The organism is Buttiauxella selenatireducens (genome assembly GCF_031432975.1).
Lineage (GTDB): Bacteria > Pseudomonadota > Gammaproteobacteria > Enterobacterales > Enterobacteriaceae > Buttiauxella > Buttiauxella selenatireducens.
Window position 1 is genome coordinate 2470709 of the sequence record NZ_CP133838.1, and the last position, 22481, is coordinate 2493189.

General features: G+C 49.8%; 27 protein-coding genes and 1 pseudogene. 18 read left to right on the forward strand and 10 right to left on the reverse strand.

The genetic code is table 11. The features are described from left to right. Position 1 precedes the first annotated feature (1 nt). Both RHD99_RS11450 and catC read left to right on the forward strand, forming a co-directional pair. Positions 2–538, forward strand: coding sequence for a GNAT family N-acetyltransferase (locus tag RHD99_RS11450; protein ID WP_309878904.1), 537 nt, complete (start codon positions 2–4; stop codon positions 536–538). Between the two features lie 328 nt (positions 539–866). Continuing rightward, positions 867–1157, forward strand: a complete 291-nt coding sequence (catC, locus tag RHD99_RS11455) for a muconolactone Delta-isomerase (protein ID WP_309878905.1) — start codon at positions 867–869, stop codon at positions 1155–1157. A 56-nt stretch (positions 1158–1213) separates the two neighbouring features. On the opposite strand, the gene RHD99_RS11460 is transcribed toward catC, so the two are convergent. Further along, positions 1214–1600 (reverse strand): VOC family protein, encoded by a 387-nt coding sequence (locus tag RHD99_RS11460; RefSeq protein WP_183269300.1) that lies wholly within the window; start codon positions 1598–1600, stop codon positions 1214–1216. 303 nt (positions 1601–1903) lie between these two features. Between RHD99_RS11460 and ydcS the strand changes: the two genes are divergently transcribed. The 7 genes from ydcS (at position 1904) to RHD99_RS11495 (ending at position 8376) form a co-directional block, all read left to right on the forward strand. Then, positions 1904–3049, forward strand: a complete 1146-nt coding sequence (gene ydcS, locus RHD99_RS11465) for a putative ABC transporter substrate-binding protein YdcS (RefSeq protein ID WP_183269299.1) — start codon at positions 1904–1906, stop codon at positions 3047–3049. A 13-nt stretch (positions 3050–3062) separates the two neighbouring features. Continuing rightward, complete coding sequence (locus tag RHD99_RS11470; RefSeq protein WP_183269298.1) at positions 3063–4088, forward strand: ABC transporter ATP-binding protein; 1026 nt, start codon at positions 3063–3065, stop codon at positions 4086–4088. A gap of 7 nt (positions 4089–4095) precedes the next feature. Beyond that, a complete protein-coding gene (locus RHD99_RS11475) occupies positions 4096–5034 on the forward strand; it encodes an ABC transporter permease (protein ID WP_183269297.1) in 939 nt (312 codons plus the stop codon). Beyond that, a complete protein-coding gene (locus RHD99_RS11480; RefSeq protein WP_309878909.1) occupies positions 5024–5830 on the forward strand; it encodes an ABC transporter permease in 807 nt (268 codons plus the stop codon). Before RHD99_RS11475 ends, RHD99_RS11480 begins: the two co-directional genes overlap by 11 nt. Before the next feature lie 18 nt (positions 5831–5848). After that, a complete protein-coding gene (gene patD, locus RHD99_RS11485; RefSeq protein ID WP_309878911.1) occupies positions 5849–7273 on the forward strand; it encodes an aminobutyraldehyde dehydrogenase in 1425 nt (474 codons plus the stop codon). Between the two features lie 219 nt (positions 7274–7492). Continuing rightward, entirely contained in the window at positions 7493–8029 is a 537-nt protein-coding gene (locus RHD99_RS11490) for a type IV secretion protein Rhs (protein ID WP_309878912.1), read from the forward strand. Next, positions 8026–8376 carry a putative T6SS immunity periplasmic lipoprotein gene (locus RHD99_RS11495; RefSeq protein WP_309878913.1) on the forward strand — a complete coding sequence of 117 codons (351 nt, stop codon included), beginning with the start codon at positions 8026–8028 and terminating at the stop codon, positions 8374–8376. The genes RHD99_RS11490 and RHD99_RS11495 overlap by 4 nt, the downstream gene beginning before the upstream one ends. Positions 8377–8444: 68 nt before the next feature. Here the strand turns inward: RHD99_RS11495 and RHD99_RS11500 are convergent. After that, a pseudogene (locus tag RHD99_RS11500) lies at positions 8445–8912 on the reverse strand (HlyD family secretion protein); the annotation flags it as partial. 303 nt (positions 8913–9215) lie between these two features. Between RHD99_RS11500 and RHD99_RS11505 the strand changes: the two are divergent. Both RHD99_RS11505 and RHD99_RS11510 read left to right on the forward strand, forming a co-directional pair. Further along, positions 9216–10121, forward strand: coding sequence for a sulfatase-like hydrolase/transferase (locus tag RHD99_RS11505; protein WP_374708486.1), 906 nt, complete (start codon positions 9216–9218; stop codon positions 10119–10121). A gap of 74 nt (positions 10122–10195) precedes the next feature. Continuing rightward, complete coding sequence (locus RHD99_RS11510; protein WP_309878914.1) at positions 10196–11458, forward strand: anaerobic sulfatase maturase; 1263 nt, start codon at positions 10196–10198, stop codon at positions 11456–11458. A gap of 52 nt (positions 11459–11510) precedes the next feature. On the opposite strand, the gene RHD99_RS11515 is transcribed toward RHD99_RS11510, so the two are convergent. From RHD99_RS11515 to RHD99_RS11530, 4 genes are all read right to left on the reverse strand, one after another. Beyond that, on the reverse strand, positions 11511–11825 hold the full coding sequence (locus tag RHD99_RS11515; RefSeq protein WP_309878915.1) for a BON domain-containing protein: 315 nt from the start codon (positions 11823–11825) through the stop codon (positions 11511–11513). A 235-nt stretch (positions 11826–12060) separates the two neighbouring features. Further along, positions 12061–13197, reverse strand: a complete 1137-nt coding sequence (locus RHD99_RS11520) for an HlyD family secretion protein (protein ID WP_309878917.1) — start codon at positions 13195–13197, stop codon at positions 12061–12063. Between the two features lie 4 nt (positions 13198–13201). Beyond that, entirely contained in the window at positions 13202–13528 is a 327-nt protein-coding gene (locus tag RHD99_RS11525) for a DUF3302 domain-containing protein (protein WP_183269292.1), read from the reverse strand. Positions 13529–13741: 213 nt separating this feature from the next. Beyond that, entirely contained in the window at positions 13742–13930 is a 189-nt protein-coding gene (locus RHD99_RS11530) for a YegP family protein (protein WP_183270253.1), read from the reverse strand. 166 nt (positions 13931–14096) lie between these two features. On the opposite strand from RHD99_RS11530, the gene RHD99_RS11535 reads away from it, so the two are divergent. Next, a complete protein-coding gene (locus RHD99_RS11535; protein ID WP_183269291.1) occupies positions 14097–14270 on the forward strand; it encodes a GhoT/OrtT family toxin in 174 nt (57 codons plus the stop codon). Positions 14271–14300: 30 nt separating this feature from the next. Beyond that, positions 14301–14615 carry a N(4)-acetylcytidine aminohydrolase gene (gene yqfB / locus RHD99_RS11540; protein ID WP_309878918.1) on the forward strand — a complete coding sequence of 105 codons (315 nt, stop codon included), beginning with the start codon at positions 14301–14303 and terminating at the stop codon, positions 14613–14615. Between the two features lie 46 nt (positions 14616–14661). Here yqfB and RHD99_RS11545 read toward each other — a convergent pair whose 3' ends face one another. Then, the gene (locus RHD99_RS11545; protein WP_309878919.1) at positions 14662–14877 is read right to left on the reverse strand and encodes an HP1242/YdcH family protein; all 216 of its coding nucleotides are present in this window, start codon (positions 14875–14877) and stop codon (positions 14662–14664) included. Between the two features lie 274 nt (positions 14878–15151). On the opposite strand from RHD99_RS11545, the gene RHD99_RS11550 reads away from it, so the two are divergent. The 3 genes from RHD99_RS11550 (at position 15152) to tsr (ending at position 18271) form a co-directional block, all read left to right on the forward strand. Next, complete coding sequence (locus RHD99_RS11550) at positions 15152–15913, forward strand: siderophore-interacting protein (RefSeq protein WP_309878920.1); 762 nt, start codon at positions 15152–15154, stop codon at positions 15911–15913. Positions 15914–15923: 10 nt separating this feature from the next. Continuing rightward, the gene (locus RHD99_RS11555) at positions 15924–16520 is read left to right on the forward strand and encodes a PadR family transcriptional regulator (protein ID WP_309878921.1); all 597 of its coding nucleotides are present in this window, start codon (positions 15924–15926) and stop codon (positions 16518–16520) included. An 86-nt stretch (positions 16521–16606) separates the two neighbouring features. Further along, positions 16607–18271 (forward strand): methyl-accepting chemotaxis protein, encoded by a 1665-nt coding sequence (tsr, locus tag RHD99_RS11560; RefSeq protein WP_183269286.1) that lies wholly within the window; start codon positions 16607–16609, stop codon positions 18269–18271. A gap of 43 nt (positions 18272–18314) precedes the next feature. Here the strand turns inward: tsr and RHD99_RS11565 are convergent, their stop codons facing one another. Genes RHD99_RS11565 through RHD99_RS11575 form a run of 3 tightly spaced genes read right to left on the reverse strand, consistent with a single transcriptional unit; the run spans position 18315 to position 19986 of the window. Beyond that, on the reverse strand, positions 18315–19364 hold the full coding sequence (locus RHD99_RS11565; protein WP_309878922.1) for a type II toxin-antitoxin system HipA family toxin: 1050 nt from the start codon (positions 19362–19364) through the stop codon (positions 18315–18317). Further along, positions 19364–19678, reverse strand: coding sequence for a HipA N-terminal domain-containing protein (locus RHD99_RS11570; RefSeq protein ID WP_183269284.1), 315 nt, complete (start codon positions 19676–19678; stop codon positions 19364–19366). Before RHD99_RS11570 ends, RHD99_RS11565 begins: the two co-directional genes overlap by 1 nt. Next, entirely contained in the window at positions 19663–19986 is a 324-nt protein-coding gene (locus RHD99_RS11575) for a helix-turn-helix domain-containing protein (protein ID WP_309878924.1), read from the reverse strand. The genes RHD99_RS11570 and RHD99_RS11575 overlap by 16 nt, the downstream gene beginning before the upstream one ends. 313 nt (positions 19987–20299) lie before the next feature. Here RHD99_RS11575 and RHD99_RS11580 point away from each other — a divergent pair, with 313 nt between their 5' ends. Continuing rightward, positions 20300–21322: an MsnO8 family LLM class oxidoreductase gene (locus RHD99_RS11580; protein ID WP_309878925.1), complete on the forward strand. Its 1023-nt coding sequence runs from the start codon at positions 20300–20302 to the stop codon at positions 21320–21322. A gap of 10 nt (positions 21323–21332) precedes the next feature. After that, on the forward strand, positions 21333–22469 hold the full coding sequence (locus RHD99_RS11585) for an amidohydrolase (RefSeq protein ID WP_309878926.1): 1137 nt from the start codon (positions 21333–21335) through the stop codon (positions 22467–22469). The last annotated feature ends 12 nt before the right edge of the window (positions 22470–22481 follow it).

Consider the following 22481-nt stretch of genomic DNA (forward strand, 5'->3'; position numbering starts at 1 on the left):
TATGGAATACCAGACCGAACGCCTGATTTTACGCCCATGGAAACACAGTGACCGCGAGCCGTTTGCCGCAATGAACGCCGATCCCGACGTCATGCGTTACTTCCCATCGACGCGCACACGCGAGGAAAGCGACAATATGGTGACGGCGGCTGACCACATCCTCGCCCAGAAAGGCTGGGGCTTATGGGCAGTCGAAGAAAAAAGCAGCGGGGCGTTTATGGGATTTGTTGGCCTGAATATTCCGGGTTATGAATTGCCGTTTTCTCCGGTGATTGAAATTGGCTGGCGTCTGGATAAACCGTTTTGGGGCAAAGGTTACGCCCCTGAAGCAGCACGAAAAGCGCTGGAAATCGGCTTCAACCAACACGCAATGGACGAAATTGTCGCCTTTACCGCGCTGGAAAACCTGCAATCACAACGCGTGATGGAAAAAATTGGCATGTGTCGTTGCGAAGAATTCGACCATCCCTCCATCAAGAAAGGCCAGCCGTTGTGCCGGCACGTGCTGTATCGCGTGACAAAAAATCAGATGCGTTAAGTGACATCGGCAAATCTGCCGCCGCGCGTCAACGCTGCCCATGCAGGCAGGCGGCTGCCTCGGCCAATATCAATGTGTGGGATATTCAACCACGATCACAAAACTCTGCCATATAACTGAAACGCGTCGATAATCGCACAACAATTCGATTAACGCCGTTGACGCTACGGTGAGGTAACTCCTATTGTGGGGTGACCTTGCCACAAACCCAGGGTTTGGTGTGATGCTACGTAGTACGTGAGCCAATTCTTTTCCAAAAAACAGAGCACAGCCCAGGTCGAAACTCACAAATAAATAGCCTATTGGGATAGGCTCTAAGGAGAATTGAATGTTATTTAAAGTTGAGATGACGGTAAATATTCCACTTGATATGCCAGTGGAAACCGCCGCTGAAATTAAAGCAAAAGAAAAGGCTTATTCACAACAGTTACAAAATGAAGGCAAGTGGCGTCATATTTGGCGCGTGGCTGGGTTATATTCCAATGTCAGTATTTTTGATGTTAAAGATGCCGAAGAGTTACACAATTTACTCTTGGCCTTACCGCTTTATCCGTATATGAATATTAAAGTCGACGCATTATGTCGTCATCCGTCATCCATTCGCGATGACGATAAATAATAAAAACTAACCTGCGCCATGCCTTTTAGGGCATGGCTCCCTTTTCACTGCCAGCATCACGAAGTGATTTCAATCAGGTTACCGTCTGGGTCGGCAATCACCGCCTCGTAAAATCCATCCCCCGTCCAACGTGCTTCGTGGACCAGCGCGCCCAGCGGCTTAAGGCTTGCTACCAATTTATCTACTGCTTCGACAGAACCGAGACTAATCGCAATATGCGCCCAGCCGGTGCGGTTATCTTCACGAGCAGGTTTGTCGACAAGACCTGGCAAGGTCATTAATTCCAGTGCCGGGCCACTCGCGAGCGTCACAAAATGGGAGATAAACCCTTCACGACGCTTTGAGTGGTAGGCCTCACCAATATGCGCATTGAAATGTTCGCGCCAAAAAGCGCAAGCATCCTCGAGGTTATTGGTCCACAGGGCAATATGAGCAACCTGCATTTCTTACCTCCATCCATATGAAATTTCGATAATTGCGTAAATCTGTCTGGTGACACCACCAGTGCATTTACACGCTGTCTACACTAAAAAAATGTCCGGTTATGGTATCGCAGGTGCGTGCTCTCTGGTGCTTCGAAGTCGTGCTTTACTGCGCTGTATATCACAACCTGGTGAAATTTCCTGTTGCCAGCATGCTTGCCATATTTGCGCAGACTATTGTTTTTCTACGGGGAATTTTTTTGCACTTTCGGCACTGATTCTTCATAGCGTGCCGCCTTTACCTCTCAGACAGGAGTAGCAGCAATGCGTACAAAACAGGCTATTTGGTCTCTTTCCACACTCTGTTTGACCGTGCTTTCAGCACAGGCGGCAGGGCTTCCGGACAAACTCGGTGCCGGAGAAGGGCAACTCGATATTATTGCCTGGCCGGGTTACATCGAGCGCGGCGATACCGACAAAGCGTATAACTGGGTAACGGATTTCGAAAAAGAAACCGGCTGTAAGGTCAACGTTAAAACTGCCGCCACGTCTGACGAAATGGTCAGCTTGATGGCGAAGGGCGGTTATGACCTGGTTACCGCATCGGGTGATGCTTCGTTACGCCTGATTATGGGCAAACGCGTGCAGCCGATTAACACTGCATTGATCCCAAACTGGAAAAACGTCGATCCTCGTCTGGTGAAAGGCTCGTGGTTTAACGTCGATGGCAAAGTGTACGGCACGCCGTATCAGTGGGGGCCAAACCTGCTGATGTACAACACCAAAACCTTCCCAACTCCACCAGACAGCTGGAGTGTGGTGTTCGTCAAACAAAATTTACCTGACGGTAAAACCAACCAGGGCCGCGTACAGGCCTATGACGGGCCAATCTATATCGCCGATGCCGCGTTGTTTGTGAAAGCCACACAGCCGCAACTGGGCATTGACGACCCCTATCAATTGACGGAAGAACAGTATCAGGCGGTGCTGAAAGTGTTGCGCGATCAACACGGCCTGATTCACCGCTACTGGCATGACACCACCGTTCAAATGAGCGACTTCAAAAACGAAGGTGTGGTGGCGTCCAGCGCCTGGCCGTATCAGGCCAACGCCCTGAAAGGTGAAGGCCAGCCGATTGGTACGGTATTCCCAAAAGAGGGGGTCACAGGCTGGGCGGATACCACCATGCTCCACGCTGAGGCCAAACACATGAACTGTGCCTACAAGTGGATGAACCACTCGCTGACCCCGAAAGTTCAGGGTGATGTGGCGGCGTGGTTTGGCTCTCTGCCAGCGGTGGTTGAAGGGTGTAAAGCCAGTACGTTACTGGGCGACAAAGGCTGCGAAACCAACGGCTTTAATTACTTCGATAAGATCGTGTTCTGGAAAACTCCGGTAGCAGAAGGCGGGAAATTTGTGCCGTACAGTCGCTGGACCCAGGATTACATCGCCATTATGGGTGGCCGTTAAGCCTGGAGGAGTTATGTCGTACGCTGTGCAGTTTCATAATGTCTCGCGCCTTTACGGTGAAGTACGCGCCGTCGATAACGTCTCGATTGATATTGAAGACGGTGAGTTTTTCTCCATGCTCGGGCCATCTGGCTCGGGCAAAACCACCTGCTTACGCTTGATCGCCGGTTTCGAACAGGTCTCTTCCGGCGAAATCGCGATTTTTGGCAAGCCGGCACAAGACGTGCCGCCTTATCAACGCGACGTCAACACCGTTTTCCAGGATTACGCACTGTTCCCGCATATGACGGTGCTGGAAAACGTCGCATACGGGTTGATGGTGAAAGGTGTGGATAAAAAAACGCGGCTCGCCAAAGCGCAGGAAGCGCTTGAGCGCGTGGCACTGGGTTTTGTTCATGCCCGCAAACCATCACAGCTTTCAGGGGGGCAGCGTCAGCGTGTGGCGTTAGCCCGCGCACTGGTAAATCGCCCACGCGTGTTGTTGCTCGATGAACCCCTTGGCGCGTTGGATCTCAAACTTCGCGAGCAGATGCAGGGCGAGCTGAAAAACCTCCAGCGCGAGCTGGGCATCACCTTTATTTTCGTCACGCATGACCAAAGTGAAGCGTTGTCGATGTCCGATCGTGTGGCGGTATTCAATAACGGACGTATTGAGCAGGTTGATACACCACGCCAGCTTTATATGAAGCCGCGCACCGCGTTTGTGGCGAGCTTCGTTGGCACCTCAAACGTGCTGCAACCTGCGCTTTCCGGGAAAGTATGCGGGGAGGAAACGTTATTTTCCCTGCGCCCTGAACATATCGTTCTGAGTGATGAACCGAGCCACAGTAACGAAATCCGTGTTAACGGCATGATCCAGGAAATCCACTATCAAGGCGCGGCGACGCGATTTGAACTGCGCCTTGCCGGTGGTGAAAAGCTGTTGGTCAGTGAGGCGAATCCGCAACGTGTTATCAGCGAAGAACGCTATCAAATCGGCCAGCAGGTCACCGCAGTTTGGCCCCGTGCGGCGATGGTTGCACTGCAGGGGGAAGGATGAAATGGATATGAGTCTTCCTGCCTCCCACACTGACAACCGCCTGATGCGGCGCGTTGCCACGTTCTTGTGGCAACGCCCGGGATTCTGGCTGGCCTTATTATTGTTGCCGCCACTGCTGTGGTTTGGCGTCATTTACCTTGGCTCATTACTGACGCTGCTGTGGCAAGGGTTTTACACCTTCGATGATTTCACGATGTCGGTCACGCCGGATCTGACGTTCGCAAACATTGCAGCGCTGTTTAACCCGGCGAATTACGACATCATCCTGCGCACCCTGACAATGGCGATTGCGGTAACGCTCGCCAGTGCGGTGTTGGCGTTTCCGATGGCGTATTTTATGGCGCGCTACACGTCCGGCAAGCTGAAAGCGTTTTTCTATATTGCCGTGATGCTGCCGATGTGGGCCAGCTACATTGTTAAGGCTTATGCCTGGACATTGCTGCTCTCACGCGACGGTGTGGCGCAATGGTTCCTGCAAAATATGGGGCTGGAGCCGCTGCTAAATCTGATGCTGACCATTCCGGCCGTCGGCGGCAATACGCTTTCTACTTCCGGTTTTGGGCGCTTTCTGGTGTTTCTCTACATCTGGCTTCCCTTCATGATTTTGCCGATTCAGGCTGCACTTGAACGTTTGCCACCGTCATTGTTACAGGCCTCGGCGGATTTGGGTGCGCGTCCGGCTCAAACCTTCCGTCATGTGATTTTGCCTCTGGCGATCCCGGGTGTGGCTGCCGGTTCGGTGTTTACGTTTTCGCTGACGCTCGGTGATTTTATTGTGCCGCAACTGGTGGGCCCGCCGGGATACTTCATTGGCAACATGGTGTATTCCCAACAGGGCGCGATTGGCAATATGCCGATGGCTGCCGCCTTTACGCTGGTGCCGATTGTTCTGATCGCCATTTATCTTTCTCTGGTGAAACGACTGGGGGCTTTCGATGCACTCTGAACGCGCACCGTTTTTACTCAAAGTGGCGGCCTGGGGCGGGGTCATCTTCCTGCATTTCCCGCTGCTGATTATTGCGCTTTACGCGTTTAACACCGAGGAAGCGGCTTTTAGTTTTCCTCCCAAAGGGCTGACGCTGCACTGGTTCAGCGTGGCGGCGTCGCGAGGGGATATTCTCGATGCTGTGACGTTGTCACTTAAAATCGCCGCGCTGGCAACTATACTTGCGTTGATACTTGGCACACTTGCCGCCGCAGCATTATGGCGACGCGAATTCTTTGGCAAAAATGCCATCTCATTGCTGCTGCTGTTACCCATCGCATTACCGGGAATCATTACGGGTATCGCGTTATTAACGGCGTTCAAGATGATGAACTTTGAGCCAGGTTTTCTGACCATTGTGGTCGGCCATGCCACATTTTGCGTCGTGATTGTGTTTAACAACGTCATCGCCCGTTTCCGTCGAACCTCATACAGCTTGATTGAAGCGTCGATGGATTTGGGGGCCGACGGCTGGCAGACCTTCCGCTACGTCATTTTACCCAATCTGGGGTCGGCGTTATTAGCCGGGGGCATGCTGGCGTTCGCGCTGTCATTTGATGAAATTATTGTCACCACCTTTACGGCCGGGCATGAGCGCACGCTGCCGTTGTGGTTACTCAATCAACTTGGGCGGCCTCGTGAAGTTCCGGTCACCAATGTGGTGGCATTAATGGTGATGCTGATGACCACCATTCCGATTCTAGGGGCGTACTGGCTGAGCCGTGGCGGCGATGAAGTTGCGGGCAGCGGTAAATAACGTTGAGAAGGTATCACTATGCAAAACAAACTATTAATTAACGGCCAATTAGTGGACGGCCAGGGCGAGAAATTGCCGGTCTACAATCCGGCAACGGGAGAAGTGCTGCTCGAGATTGCCGAAGCCACGCCGGGCCAGGTTAATGACGCGGTACTGGCTGCGGATAACGCATTCGCCACTTGGGGACAAACCACACCGAAAGAGCGTGCGGAACATCTGCTAAAACTGGCTGACGTTATCGAACAACATAGTGACGTGTTTGCTCGTCTTGAATCCCTTAACTGCGGTAAGCCTTTCCATTGCGTGTTGAATGATGAAATTCCAGCGGTAGTGGATGTGTTCCGCTTTTTTGCGGGTGCAAGCCGTTGCCTGAATGGGCTGGCGGCGGGTGAATATCTCAGTGGCCATACGTCGATGATCCGTCGTGATCCCGTAGGCGTAGTGGCGTCTATCGCTCCGTGGAACTACCCGTTGATGATGGCGGCCTGGAAACTCGGCCCGGCACTTGCCGCCGGGAACTGCGTGGTTATCAAACCGTCCGAAATCACGCCTCTTACGGCCTTTAAACTCGCGGAACTGGCGAAGGATATTTTCCCTGCGGGTGTGGTGAACGTGCTGTTTGGGCGCGGGCAGACGGTTGGCGATGTGCTGACCGGTCACACAAAAGTGCGCATGGTGTCGTTAACCGGCTCGATTGCGACTGGCGAACATATTATCAGCCATACCGCACCGTCGATTAAACGCACCCATATGGAGTTGGGCGGCAAAGCACCGGTCATTGTCTTTGATGATGCAGACCTTGATGCGGTGGTAGAAGGTGTGCGTACTTTTGGTTATTACAACGCAGGTCAGGACTGTACTGCGGCATGTCGGATATACGCGCAAAAAGGAATTTACGACAAGCTGGTTGAGAAACTAGGGGAAGCGGTCAGCAGCCTGAAATACGGTGCACCTGAAGAGGAGTCCACCGAACTCGGGCCGTTGAGCTCTGCCGCACACCTTGAGCGTGTCAGCAACGCGGTGAACGCCGCCAAAGCGCTGCCCCATGTCAAAGTGGTGACCGGTGGCGCCAAAGTAGAAGGGCCAGGATATTACTTCCAGCCAACGCTGCTTGCGGGTGCGAAGCAGGAAGATGACATCGTGCAGAAAGAGGTGTTTGGCCCGGTCGTCAGCGTCACGGTGTTTGATGACGAAGAACAGGTGCTGGGCTGGGCTAACGATTCCAGCTACGGCCTGGCGTCTTCTGTCTGGACAAAAGATGTTGGCCGCGCCCATCGCCTTAGCGCACGTTTACAGTATGGCTGTACGTGGGTGAATACCCATTTCATGCTGGTGAGTGAAATGCCACACGGCGGGCAAAAACTGTCGGGTTATGGCAAAGATATGTCGCTGTTCGGCCTGGAAGATTACACCGTGATTCGGCATGTGATGATTAAGCATTAATCGCAATTCACCTCGTCAAATGGAGTTGACGGGGGAATCCTCAGACCATTATGTCCATAAATCCATCGCCTATTAAGGCCCCTCCAATGAAATAAACCTATTAGTAATCTTATATTAAGCCACGCTTAACTCTTCTGAATTCGAGATATTCCACACTTTCCCCGCGCCTATTAGCGGTATAATTTGATGTTTACGTCTTGAGGGATTCAGGAGTGTTCGATGCTAAATAATATACAACCAGGAGGACTACGGCTGCTAACTCCAGGTGAAATTGCCCTGGCAAATTCCCTGTATGGATTTAGCATCTACTACAACCGAGTGTGGATACATCGGGAAGGCTATCTTCCGATGAATCTTCAACCGGATGACATAGGCATGACGCCGGATGGTGAAATGTGGTTCAGGGGTAAGTATGAAGACGATTTCTCAATGCCCAGGAGGTGGGACAGTGTAGAGCAGCGCCATCTTTTCCTGCACGAAATGATGCATGTCTGGCAGAATCAGCATGGTATGTGGGTCAGAACTCGCGGACTATTTTCACGCTTTGTCGATTATTCTTATAGCCTTGATAAAGATAACCTTAGCGATTATGGCATGGAGCAGCAAGCAAGCATCGTTAGTGACTATTGGCTTCTAAAAACATACGGATTTAGCAACTACGCGCATCTGATCGAGAGCCGGGACTATAAGCCTGATGAGCCATATTCTGATCTTCTCCAGAAGTATGAAAAAGTGCTTCGGAATTTCCCTAGATGAGAAAGTTAATTCTCCTGGCCCCACTTGTCGTGTTTCTCACCGGTTGCCCCGGCCGTGATGGTCTGAAGATGAGCGAGCACAGGCAAGTTTCCGTTGACGGGGATCGCGTCTGCTTTACCGTGGACAAGCAAGATGTATTATCGCGCTACCAGTTAGCCACTAATGGACAGGATTACAAGGTACTATTGAGCGCGAATCCGGTACGTCTCTCTTATCCCGATACCTGCTTCACAACCCATCTTGAGGCGGGTGTGACGTATGGGGTGAGTTATGCCTTAAACGGGAAAAACTATTTCTACACATTCATCATTGATCGTGAAGGCAATGTTTTAGACTTAGGAAAATAGCCGATGTTATTATCGGCACATAATAAATATCCACTGGTATAGCCGGTGGTTTTTCATATGTGCCTATCTTAATGATCAAGATACAGATAGTGCATCCAGCTCGTCATTCGCAGTAGCACCTTACGCATCACAGAAACATGGGTAAAGTGGTCGGAATAGACCGCAACCTGGGCAAAAATACCATCCGGTAACTCATCGACTTGTGCATTTGGCGCAAGCTCAATGATTGCCAGCACGCCGTCACTTCCAGGGGTTAGCGTCAGTGATTGCAGCGTACCCTGAGCCTGATAAGAACCACCCGGGACGACAGGCAAAATAGTCGTGAGTTTTCCTGGGAAAACCTGCCCTGGCAACGCATTAAAGACCACTTCGGCTTCATCACCCGCTTCTAAACGTAACAACGAGTTCTGTCTGAATTGTGCAATAATCTGGCGTTTTTGTTTCGGAATAAACACCATTACCGGCCGTAATGGCAGGGCTGCCGCGTATGTCCCTGGGCGGATCAGCACTTGTGTCACGTAACCATCACTCGGCGCTACGACGAAATGAAATACGTCGGCCTGTACCATCTGAATGCTTACACTTATGCCGATCCAGAATGGTTCCCGGAAATGGACCCTAAGCTGCGTGAAATGTTCAAGAAAGTCACTCGCGGTGCGCTTTCGGGCAAAGCAGGTGAAACACCCCATGAAGATTTCAAAATTAACGGTCAGTATGTCAACACTCCTGTCATAGATGGCAAAGAAGGTGTTGTTGGGATTCCTTTCTACGATCGTTACGTTGAAAAAGCCTCAATTGACTATCTGACTGAGAATGCCAAATCGGATAAGCCGTTCTTTATGAGTATTAACTTCATGAAGAACCACCAGCCTGGCATGCCTGACCCTGACTATAAGGGTAAATCCATGTCGAAGAGCAAATACGCTGATGGCATTGTCGAAATGGATGCTCGCGTAGGGCACATCATGGACAAAGTCCGTGAGCTGGGGCTGGATAAAAACACACTGGTTGTTTATACCACTGACAATGGCGCCTGGCAGGATGTTTACCCTGATGCGGGTTACACGCCATTCCGTGGAACGAAAGGGACTGTTCGTGAAGGGGGGAATCGTGTGCCAGCCATCGCATGGATGCCGGGTAAGATTAAAGCTGACGTGCGCAACTTTGACATCGTCGGTGGCCTGGATCTGATGGCAACCTTTGCGAAAGTAGGTGGTGTTACACTGCCAACGAAAGACCGTGCCGGGCAGCCAATCATCTTTGATAGCTTCGACATCTCTCCTGTACTGTTTGGTACTGGTAAAGATCCGCGCACTAACTGGTTTTACTTCACCGAAAACGAACTGTCTCCAGGAGCTGTACGCGTAGGAAACTACAAAGCGGTATTCAACCTGCGTGGTGATGACGGCGCGAAAACTGGCGGGCTTGCGGTTGATACTAACCTCGGCTGGAAAGGGCCAGAGTCTTATGTTGCCGCTGTACCACAGATTTTCGACCTCTGGCAGGATTCTCAAGAACGTTATGACATCTTCATGAATAACTTTAGCGAGCATACCTGGACATTAGTCAGTATTAACGAAGCTGTGCAAGAACTGATGAAAACCTATGTTAAGTATCCGCCGCGTAAAGTTCAGAGTGAGGCTTACAACGGCCCAATCACCCTTAGCCAGTACGAGCGTTTCCAGCATGTGCGCGACGCACTGAGCAAGCAAGGATTCCAGATGACGATGCCTGCTGGTAACTAAGTTCCTTTGATGCAGGGCCTCGCTAAGCTGGTGGGGCCCTTACTGGTTTGAATAAGAGTGTAAGAGTAAAAGCAATGAAACACAGTACCACCGTCCCCATTACGCCACTGGCAAAAGCGGCGAACTTTAAAGTGGGATATAAACGACGCTACCACATGATGGCAAAGCCCACGGGATCAACCTGTAATCTTGATTGCAGCTACTGCTTTTACTTACATAAAGAAGAATTGCTGGATCAACCACATGACCGGGGTATGGATGACAAAACGCTGGAAGATTTCATCCGCCAGTACATCGAAAGCCAGGACGGTGAACAAATTATATTCTCATGGCAAGGCGGTGAACCCACATTGATGGGTGTTGATTTCTTTGAAAAAGTCGTTGCCTTGCAGCGCAAATACCAACCAAAGCACCAGAAGATTGAAAACGATCTCCAGACCAATGCGGTGCTGATTAATGACAGATGGGCCAGATTTCTCAAAAAACATAATTTTTTAGTGGGCGTCTCTATTGATGGGCCACGTGAATTACACGATCGCCACCGGCTGACCCGCAGCGGAAAACCTACATTTGATCTGGTGATGAAGGGTATTGATGCACTGAAAAGACATGGTGTGCCCTTCAACGCGCTTGCTGTTGTCAACAGAACCAACGCACGTTTCCCTCTTGAGGTATATCGCTTCCTGACTCAGGAAATAGGAGCGACGTATATTCAGTTCACACCTTGTGTAGAAGCGGTAGATTTCAAACAGACGGCACCGCAATTCTGGCATGACGACATGATTCCGGTAACTGGCAGTCGACGGGCAAAACCTGGCGATCTGGATTCAATTGTGACCGACTGGTCGGTTGACCCGAACGACTGGGGAACATTCCTGATTGCGACATTTAAAGAATGGGTGAGTAAAGATTTGGGGCGAGTTCAGGTAAATCTATTTGAAACCGCAGTCGTGCAAACGATGGGAATGCCTTCTCAACTCTGTGTTACCGCGCCGTTTTGTGGCAAAGCGCTCGCGATTGAAAAAAATGGCGATGTATTTTCCTGCGACCACTATGTTTATCCTGAATATCAGCTAGGCAATGTTGCAACAGATAAACTGGATCATCTGGTCTTTTCTGAAAGGCAGAAAGCCTTTGGTATGGGGAAGAAAAATACGCTGCCAAAATACTGCCTGGAATGTCCTAAGCTAAATCTCTGCTGGGGAGAATGCCCGAAAAACCGTTTAGTCAGGTCGCCCGAGGGTGAACTTGGGCTTAATTATTTGTGCCCGGGTATCAAGGCGTTTCTAACTTTTGCTAAGCCAGAATTAGAGAGGATTGCTGCGATGTTGGCATGAGTCATTACCAAAGAAGTGGGTTGATAGTAAAGGTCAACCCACCCGGTAGAATTTATTTCACTATCAGAGCATTCTGAACAACCTGCACACCTTTAACCGATTTTGTTACCGCAACGGCTTTATTTGCCTCTGCAGATGAAGAGACAAAACCACTCAGTTGCACGCGGCCTTTAAATGTTTCAACACTAATATCTGTAGATTTGATTGATTTTTCACTCAGTAACGCAGATTTGACTTTGGTAGTGACAACCGTGTCATCAATATAACCACCCGTGCTCTCTTTTTTAGCTGAACCGGCACAGCCTGTTAATACCACGGCGGCCAGGATAGCTGTGCAAAAAATAGAAACACGCTTTTTAATTGTCATTGTTTATATCCTTAAATGAGCAAATATTGTACGGCATATTTTATGTGATAATACGAAAGAAATCAGCCGTCTTGTTAAACAATATTTGCTGGATATATCGGTTTCAGGGGAGGTGTGTCAATCGAAAGCTTAATCGCCGGTCGCCACAAATGTTCAGTGCTGTTTATAGGTACGGTTGCTGCAACGTAACAGGTGACATTGCAGCAACCGGTGTTTAGCGCATTTGCTATCGTACTCAGTGATCAAGATACAGATAGTGCATCCAGCTCGTCATTCGCAGTAGCACCTTACGCATCACAGAAACATGGGTAAAGTGGTCGGAATAGACCGCAACCTGGGCAAAAATACCATCCGGTAACTCATCGACTTGTGCATTTGGCGCAAGCTCAATGATTGCCAGCACGCCGTCACTTCCAGGGGTTAGCGTCAGTGATTGCAGCGTACCCTGGGCCTGATAAGAACCACCCGGGACGACAGGCAAAATAGTCGTGAGTTTTCCTGGGAAAACCTGCCCTGGCAACGCATTAAAGACCACTTCGGCTTCATCACCCGCTTCTAAACGTAACAACGAGTTCTGTCTGAATTGTGCAATAATCTGGCGTTTTTGTTTCGGAATAAACACCATTACCGGCCGTAATGGCAGGGCTGCCGCGTATGTCCCTGGGCGGATCAGCACTTGTGTCACGTAACCATCACTCGGCGCTCGAACAACGGTCTGATTGAGATTGTATTCAGCTTCATTCAGTTGGGCGCGTAAGCTGACAATTTGCGATTGCTCACCATTGACCATGCTGTCTAACTGACTTTTGATTTGCGACTGCTCGGCAACCGAACCTTTTACCAGTGCATCCTGAGCAAGGTAGTTCTGCCGGGCGTTATCAATATCGCTTTCAGAAAAAGGGTTGACCCGCGCTTTACTGCCCTGAAGGTAACGTTGGTAATCTTTAAACAATCTGTCGCGTTCTGCACTAACACGGGTTGTATTGGCAATGGCAGCATCAAGTTCCGATCTGAGTGACTCAGTGCCATGAATGGCAGTGGTTAAATCTGCCTTAAGTCGGTCGACACGAGCCTGATATCGATTAGGTTCTAATTTAAATAACACGTCTCCTTTTTTAATCATCGTATTTTGTTTATCGGTCACTTCACTCACAATCCCTGTCACTTGCGGTGTGATTGGAATTGAAATAACTGCTTTTTGCGCCAAAAAAGTATAAGGGTGGTTGTAGTTCATTAATAAAATCAGTGCGCCAATTAAAAATACCCCTCCCAATGCAGCGGTTGGTACTGTCCATTTATTTACAGGTATTTTAAATATTTTGAATATTGACCATGCAATAGCTACATATGTCAGGATAATGAGTAAATCCATGATATTACTCCGATGGAGTTATTTTATTGTCGCCTAACTTTTGCTCCAGCTCAGAAACCCTTTGCTGTAACGAAGCCAATGAAATCTCTGAGTTTTGCTGCATTCCCCAGCCACGTTCAGGACGATAGAGCGTGGCCCAAATCCATAAGAATGGCCATATAACATGCAAGGTAAACAAGCTCACCCAACCGGCGACGTGGATAGCATCGGCGTGGGGGTGATTACGAGCTTTAGCAATAAGATAAGGAATGTCGTGAAGAATAATGATCCCATAAAAAATAACGAGGAAGACAAAAATAAGCACGCCGAGCGCGAAGTAATTAAGGAACATAATGACCTCATACAAATAACTACAGTTCTTTACTAAAGATAGTCGCTATCTATACTACGGGTAATGAATTATGTAAATTTACTCTTTTGCTTTAAATTCCACATGTTATGAGGTAATTCCACATCTTATGAGGTGGATGACGCCGGTGTATATCTCTATACATAATCATTTATGTGTACATACGCTGCGCCATCCAGGATTTTCTCTTGCTGTTTACTCCGTTTCGTCGCGAATATCGGTAGTGGCTCCATTCTTCTGTACCGACTCAATTCCTTTTTGCGCGGCAGCTTTCGACGAATACATCTCGCTTTGGGCAATAATCTGCCCGTTTGATGCCTTTAACACGAAATAAAATGGCTCAGCAGTCGCTTTCGTTGATTTCTTTAACACGTAGTGTCCCATAAAAAATCTCCGCTTTACCCCAGACCCTTTGTCTGTGGAATAGGGTAAATATAGTGCATTCACCAGGCGAGGCGGAACGTGGGAGAAAGTGGTGGCAAAAGCTTGATCTGCGTCATAAATAAGAGCATATTTTGCGGCAGGTTTTTCAGATTTCAAATTTATAAAAATGACCCTTTATCAGAGTATGTTAGTTTTTTATGCCGTGATGTCGTTAATAACTGGTTTTATCACCTGGTTTTTGGCTAAAGATACGAAACGAATTAAACTGTTGAGTTCTGTGCTGGTGGGAGCCACCTGGCCGATGAGTTTTCCGGTCGCTTTAATGTTCTCGCTGTTTTAATTTTCTTTACGTTTTTTACCTGGATGCGCAATGAATGACATTACTTTTTTTCAGCGTTTTGAGAGTGATATCGTAGCCGGTCGCAAAACCATTACGCTACGTGACGCCTCTGAATCACACTTTACGACGGGCCAGCAGTTGCGCGTCGGGCGTTACGAAGATGACGTCTATTTTTGCACTATCGAAGTTATCAGCGTGACGCCGGTGATGCTCGACGAACTGACGCAGGAGCATGCTCGCCAGGAAAATATGACGCTGCCTCAGCTTAAAGAGGTGATTGCTGATATTTATCCGGGTTTGACGGCGCTTTATGCGATTGTTTTTAGGTTGGTTACAGCAGCTTAAAAAACACAAAGGAAGGGGAGTTTCCCCTTCCTGAATACGCCCCTGGTTATTGACTCGCTTTCTTCAACATCTGATACAACTCATCTTTCAGCCGCAACTTCTCTTTTTTCATCTGTACGACTTTTTCGTTGTATCCCGTCCCTTGCGGCCCTCCCTTGCGTAAAATTTCATCGTCGAGCTGATTGTGCTTGTCAAACAAGCTGAGGAAACGCGGGTTAGCGGATTTTAATTCGTTAATCAATTCACGGTACTCAGGAAACATTGCAAACCTCCTGGACTGTTATTTGGGGTAGGTGATGAATGGTATATGACCTGGCAGTTGCTGCCACTTGCAGTGTAGGCACCGCTGGCTGCGAATTGGAAGCATAGCTTGGTAAGGGTTTGTCAATTTGCGATCCACGAGGCGCGTTAACAATTTCGAATAGAATTTCGCCACTTCCCACCTTGCGTAACGGCAAAAATTGATAACGACAATCTCAATTGCATGTGCTAAAACATAGCTATGATATATCTTACGAATGCAAAGAGAGAACCGAATGACCTTGCAAACTAAACCTAATCATCCTCAACGCGTAAAAAACGACCTCCAATTCCGTCAGTTAACCGTTAAAAGCAAAGAGACCGTTGCGGGCTGTTTTTATCGCATTGTTTTTAGCAGTCCAGAATTAGCGGGGTTCACCTCACGGGGATTTGATGACCATGTGAAAGTGTTTTTCCCGCCGGAAGACGGTGATTTTATTCGTCCGTCAGTGACTGACGACGGAATTGTATGGGGGGAAGGCCAGCGTCCTCTTTCTCGCGATTACACACCGCTGGCATTTGATGCCACGCGTAACGAATTGACGCTGGATTTCTACATTCACGACGGTGGCGTCGCAAGCCTGTGGGCTGGAAACGCAACTGTTGGCGACACGCTCTTAATTGGCGGGCCACGCGGTTCACTGGTGGTTCCGACCGATTACTCATTCCAGCTCTACATCTGTGATGAAAGCGGTTTACCTGCCGTTCGCCGTCGTCTGCTGTCATTACCAGAACATATTGTTCCCACTGTGCTGGTTAACAGCCATCACGCGCAAAGCCTCGAGTATCTGTGTGAGTTCCAACACGCGCAGATTCACAGGCTTGATACCGAATCTATCGCTAAACACATCAGCACGATTGACTTCCCGGCGAGCGACTATTTTGTCTGGGTCACCGGAGAAGGCCGCGATGTGAAACAACTGAGCGATGCACTGCTGGAAACTCACGGTCTGGACGCGGATTACGTGCGTGCTGTGGCTTACTGGCATCATAAATAAGGAAACTGATATGAGAATCCATCAACTACATCAACAATTTTGTGCGAAACATGAACGCCACGAAAGACACGGTTTGCATGGTGGTCATCACGGCCATGACCATAACGAAAAGGGCTGTATGGGCGGTGGTAAAGGGCGCATGCGCCGTGAACGCCTGTTTGATGCCAACGACATCCGTCTGCTGATCCTCCATTTCCTCTCAAGTAACACCGCGCACGGTTACGAGTTGATCAAATCTATTGAGGCGATTGCAAAAGGCGAATATGTCCCAAGTCCCGGGATTATCTATCCGAACCTCTCTTTGCTTGAGGAGATGGGGTTGATTACGGCCGTGCAAAGCGACAGCAGCAAAAAAGCGTGGATGCTGACTGAAGAAGGGCACACGTCACTGGCCGAACAGCAAGATGAACTCAGCCATGTGATTGCACGTCTGGAGTCGTTAGGCGTACTGGGGGATAACCGCCGTATCCCGGAAATACAGCGGGCGATTCATAATTTCAAAATTGCGCTTAACACTAAACTCGGCCAAACCGATCTGCCTAAAGAGACGTTGTACAGCATCATCGACACATTAGATCAGGCGGCTAAAGACATCGAACGGAGTTAATTTCTCTTTTTCTCTGCAATGAAGCATAAAGTTTTGAGTGTATCTGCCGAAACTATATGCTTCTGTTGTCATGAGAACGCAAGAGCATGTTAAATCGCATAAAAGTTGTAACCAGTCTTCTCTTTGTGCTGGGTTTATTTGGTGTCTTACAGATGACATCCGGTGGGTTGTTCTTCAACGCGCTAAAAAACGACAAAGAAAACTTCACGGTGCTGCAAACCATTCGCCAGCAGCAGTCCACGCTCAACGGTAGCTGGGTGGCGTTATTGCAAACCCGTAACACGCTAAACCGTGCGGGCATCCGTCATATGATGGATACCAACAATATTGGTAGCGGCGCGACGGTAAATGAGCTGATGCTCATCGCCAGCCAATCGTTGAAGCAGGCGGAAAAGGAGTGGGCTGAGTATGAAGCATTGCCACACGACCCGCGCCAAAGCGAACAATCCATTAATGAAATCAAGCGTAATTACGATATTTACCACGGCGCACTCGCTGAGCTGATTCAATTGTTGGGTGCGGGGAAAATTAACGAATTCTTCGATCAACCGACGCAGAAATACCAGGATGGCTTTGAGAAAGAGTACGTCAGTTATCTGCAACAAAATGACCAGCTATATCAACAAGCGGTAGACGACAATAATCAGTCTTACTCGCAGGCTATTTGGATCCTTATTGTGATTCTGGCCCTGGTTGCGGCGGCGATTGTCACCGTCTGGTTGGGCATCAAGAAAACCCTGATTGAGCCGCTGCATCGCCTGATTGAAAGCATTCGTCATATTGCCAGCGGTGACCTGGTGCGGACGATTGATGTGGAAGGCACCAATGAGATGGGGCAACTGGCCGCCACCCTACGCCACATGCAGTCTGAACTGATGAGTACGGTAAGTGATGTGCGTCATGGCGCGAACGCGATTTATAGCGGTGCCAGCGAAATTTCTATCGGTAACAACGATCTTTCTTCCCGTACTGAGCAGCAAGCCGCTTCGCTTGAAGAAACGGCCGCCAGCATGGAAGAGTTGACCGCGACGGTGAAACAGAATGCGGAAAATGCACGTCAGGCCAGCCAACTGGCATTGAGTGCTTCCGAAACCGCGCAGAAGGGCGGCAAAGTGGTGGATAACGTGGTGCGCACCATGAACGACATCGCCAGCAGCTCGAAGAAAATTGCTGACATTACTAGCGTCATTGATGGTATTGCCTTCCAGACCAACATCCTGGCACTGAATGCCGCCGTTGAAGCCGCACGTGCGGGTGAGCAAGGGCGGGGTTTTGCGGTGGTTGCCGGTGAAGTACGCAATCTGGCGCAGCGCAGTGCGCAGGCTGCCAAAGAGATCAAAGGCCTGATCGAAGATTCCGTCAGCAAAGTGGATACCGGTTCAACGCTGGTTGAAAGTGCAGGCGAAACCATGGGTGAAATTGTTAATGCGGTGACCCGCGTGACCGATATCATGGGCGAGATCGCGTCGGCATCCGATGAGCAAAGCCGTGGGATCGATCAGGTTGGGCTGGCGGTTTCTGAAATGGACCGTGTAACGCAGCAGAACGCCGCATTGGTTGAAGAGTCTGCCGCAGCCGCTTCAGCACTTGAAGAACAGGCCAGCCGTCTGACTCAGGCCGTTGCTGTATTTCGTATTAACCAGGAAGTAAGAACTGAATCCCGCAGCGTCGAGCCAAAACTCACACTTGCACCGACGATGATTCGTAAGACCGCCGTCAGCGAGTCAAACGAGAATTGGGAAACGTTTTAAGTCTTCAGGCGGGTAAGCATCGTATTACCCGCCATTTTTGCCATTAAATCTGCGCTTCATCCAGACGCATCAAACGATCCAGCCGCTGGTGGTAACAACGCAGCGTTGCTTCCACATCTTTTACCGGCATAAACGAATCACGGTATACCGCATCCACAATGCGACTCTCTTTTTGCAAATCGTGAAGCAATTTAACGATGAGTTTATCCGTCATTCCCATGCTCAAACCGAGCGCATGAAAATCCATACCGAGATATTCGCCATAAGCCGTTTTAAAACCCGGTGCCAGTTCGCGGTCGCCTTCTTCACACGATAATAGCGGCAGTGCCATAAAACCCGAGCTAAAAATAGCGGGATAGGGTGCAACAGAAACAAAATCATAAACCGGTGAGAGCGACGGCTCGCCGATTCGCGGGTGAATCAAGCCGAAATTACGCAGGTGCATATCGTTGTTACCCAACAAATAGGCATACGCAATGCGCCGGAACAGATCGATTTTAAACGCGATGTTGCTATTCACATGTTGAGTCAGAAACTCAGACAGTTGCTGATAACTCACATACTGCTTTCCGTCACTGCCCGTTTTCCCGTACTTTTCGCCCACATTCATCGCCGCATCAAGCTGTTCCTGATGAATGGCCGCACCGGTTTGTCTGTCCCGGTCAAAACGGCGGATAACAAAGGCTAATTCGCGGGGGCCATCCTGCTCGGGCGCAAAACTCACCAGGCCGTGTGACGGCACGTCAAACCCCAGCCGAGCCATCAGCGTCATGGTGGCGTGTTCATTCTCGGCCAGATGGGGGAATTCCGCGGGAGAGGGTTTGAGAATGTACTCACCCTGGTGTTCAACCACGGCAAATTCCCCATCCTGCACAACCATCTGAAGCTTAGGTTGATACCCTGAGATACTCATGCCGCGCTGGGCTTTCGGCAATTCATGAATAAATTCACTGCGCGTAAAACTTAGTTTAGGATTCACTTTGCCAGAGCCAGTCAGATGTCTCAGACCTTTGGTCGAATAACCGGACTCTTGCTCTTTAGCCAGCACCAGCGGAGTTAAAAGAATGTGGCAACGCGGCGGTAATCCCATCATTAATCCTCCTGAATGTTGACCAGTTGCACTGCACCAATCAGGTTTTTACCGTTATCGATAAGCATCCCGAGAAGGTCATGTTCGTCGCGCTGTTGCAGTTGGCTGTAACGCTTTTTCAACCACCCCTCGGGCGCCAGAGAGGAGAAGAACGGTGGTAAGGTTTGGCTGCGAAAACGGCCGACACGCACCGGCAAACTCAGTGAAAGCGGCGGGCCGATATAGTCAGCGCGATAACTAAATTCATAACCGTCGTCATCCTGGCGCAATTCGCCCACCGGCTCGCCGTATAACCACACCTCTACACGGCGGCGCATAGCTTCACACCTAATGCTTCGGCTACGCGTAACACGGTGCCAAATTTGACCTGCTCGGGATCTTTAAACAGACGTTTGAGCGTTGAAGCTGACACTCCTGTTTGTAGCTCAAGAGTCGCAAGATCGATATCCAGCGCTTTGCGGCGCAGGTTCAGTTTTTGCCCCAGTTGTGCTGAGGTCGCGATAACTTGATCGTCGATCAGGCTATCTGATTCTTGCGCGCGTAACGTCACTGCTTTTTTTACGTCATTCAATAATTCGCTCATGGCATGCAGTTTGTCGGTGAGCGTGTCATTGTCGTAGTTCATACATGACCTTAAATTCATATAAAAGAACAGTAATAGGTTTTATATGAGCTTAAAATGGCTTTTTGTGCCACATATGACCTATTACTTAATTTTTTAATAAAAATGGTTCATTTACGGTCTTTTGTCAATCCTATGGGTCAAAAAGAGTATTTTTTGTTCCTGGATTAATAATTTTAGACCTTTTATGAGCTACTTGAAGGCGGCGAAAGCTGGCTTATCCAGTTTTTGGCTAACGAAATGTAAATTAATTGTTTCACTCATATGAACGGAAACCTTATTAATGAAGGCATGTTAATCAACACGAGTTTGTTGCATGTCATATCGAATCAGCCTGCTGGATAAAAGCCCGGTCGCGAAGGACGAGACTCCCGGCGACGCCCTGAAACACACGCTGCATCTGGCTCAACTTGCAGAGGCCTGGGGTTATCACCGCTTCTGGATTGCCGAGCACCATAACACTTCAAGGCTGGCAAGCCCGTCACCGGAACTGCTTATTGCATGGATAGTCGGGCAAACCCAGCGTATTCGTGTCGGTTCAGGTGGGGTGATGTTGCAACACTACAGCCCTTACAAAGTGGCGGAAAACTTCAATCTGTTGGCAAGCCTTGCGCCGGGGCGTGTTGATCTCGGTGTGGGTAAAGCACCAGGCGGTTTACCCCTATCTACCCAGGCGTTGCAGCGCGGTGGGCAGGATAAAGCGTCGTTTGCCGACAAACTCACCGAGCTTGATAACTGGCTTACGTTGCCTGCCGCACCAGACGAAGAAGAAACCTTACGAGCCACACCGGTTCCTGCGCGCGGTGCCGATCGCTTTTTGCTGGGGGCAAGCCTTGAAAGTGCAGCCCTTGCTGTAAGCCTTGACTGGAACTTCGTTTATGCCGCCCACCTGAATGGCGATAAAAACTTAATGCGCCAGGTGCTTACCGCCTGGAGCAGTAAAAGCCAGCGTGACACGGTGGTGGCCGTGCAGGTGATTGTCGCCGCGGACGAAGAAAAAGCGGCTGAACTGGCAAGCCAGGTGGAAATCTGGAGCGTTGAGCTGGAAAACAGCCAGCGTGTCAGCGTTGCAAGCGTTGCCCAGGCGCACGCATTTTCTCGCCAGGCGGGCAGTGCCATCAAACGTATTGAACGCCGCGAACCTTCGTTGCTGAAAGGTACCGCACAGACGGTTCATGCGGGTCTTGCGGCACTGAGCCAGGAATTTGGTATCGACGAATTCATTATTGATACCCCCATTACCGATCCCATCGCACGTTTACAGTCGTTGCGTTTGTTGGCAGGCGTTGAGCAGACGAAGCCAGTGTCTGATTTTGCTGCCGAACATGAAGCCTGGTAAGGGGAAGCCAATGACATTCGCCCCTCAGACATTCAAAGAACAGCTCATCGACTGGCGACGCGAGTTGCACCAAAACCCGGAGTTATCCGGGCAGGAAGTTGCGACCACCACGCGCATACGTCACTGGCTGGAGACGGCTGGATTGCGACTGTTGCCTTATCAGCTTGCAACCGGAGTGGTGGCTGAAGTCGGTCAAGGGGAAAAGGTGATTGCGCTGCGTGCCGATATTGACGCGCTGCCCATTCAGGAAACCAGTGGCGTGCCGTTTAGTTCACGACACGATGGCGTGATGCATGCCTGCGGGCATGATGTTCACAGCAGCGTCATGCTCGGGGCCGCCCTGTTGTTAAAAGAACGGGAGTCGCAATTATCCGGGCGCGTCCGTCTGTTGTTTCAACCGGCGGAAGAAAACTTCACGGGAGCGAAGGCGCTGATTAAGGCCGGTGCGCTGGAAAACGTGTCCGCTATTTTTGGCATGCATAACGAGCCTGGCTTACCGGTAGGCACTTTTGCCACAAGAGGCGGCGCATTCTATGCCAACGTCGATCGTTTCGTGTTACGGGTGCGGGGCAAGGGCGCCCATGCCGCACGACCACAAGAGGGTAATGACGCCATCGTGATTGCCAGCCAACTGGTGATTGCCCTGCAAACTATTGCCAGTCGCAATATCGATACGCTGGATTCTGTCGTGGTCAGTGTGACGCGAATCCAGGGGGGGAATACCTGGAATGTATTGCCGGAAAGTGTCGAACTGGAAGGAACAGTGCGCACGCATCGCGCCGATATTCAGCAACAGGTAGAGAAGCGCATCAGTGAGATTGCAGCCGGTTTAGCCAGTGCGTTTGGCGCACAAATTGAAGTGGAATGGTTCAACGGGCCAATCACATTGAATAACGATGATAAATGGGCGGCATTTGCGATGCAGGCCGCAAAAGATGCGGGCTACCAGACACAAACCTCTGAACTGCATATGGGCGGTGAAGACTTTGCCGTTTATTTGCAAACGATCCCCGGTGCGTTTGTCAGTATTGGCAGCAACAGCACTTACGGGTTACATCATTCGGCCTTTAATCCGGATGAAGCATTAATTGAAGATGCAGCAAGATATTTCGCCACGCTTGCTGAACAGGCGCTACTCGCAAACTAAATATTCGGAGCA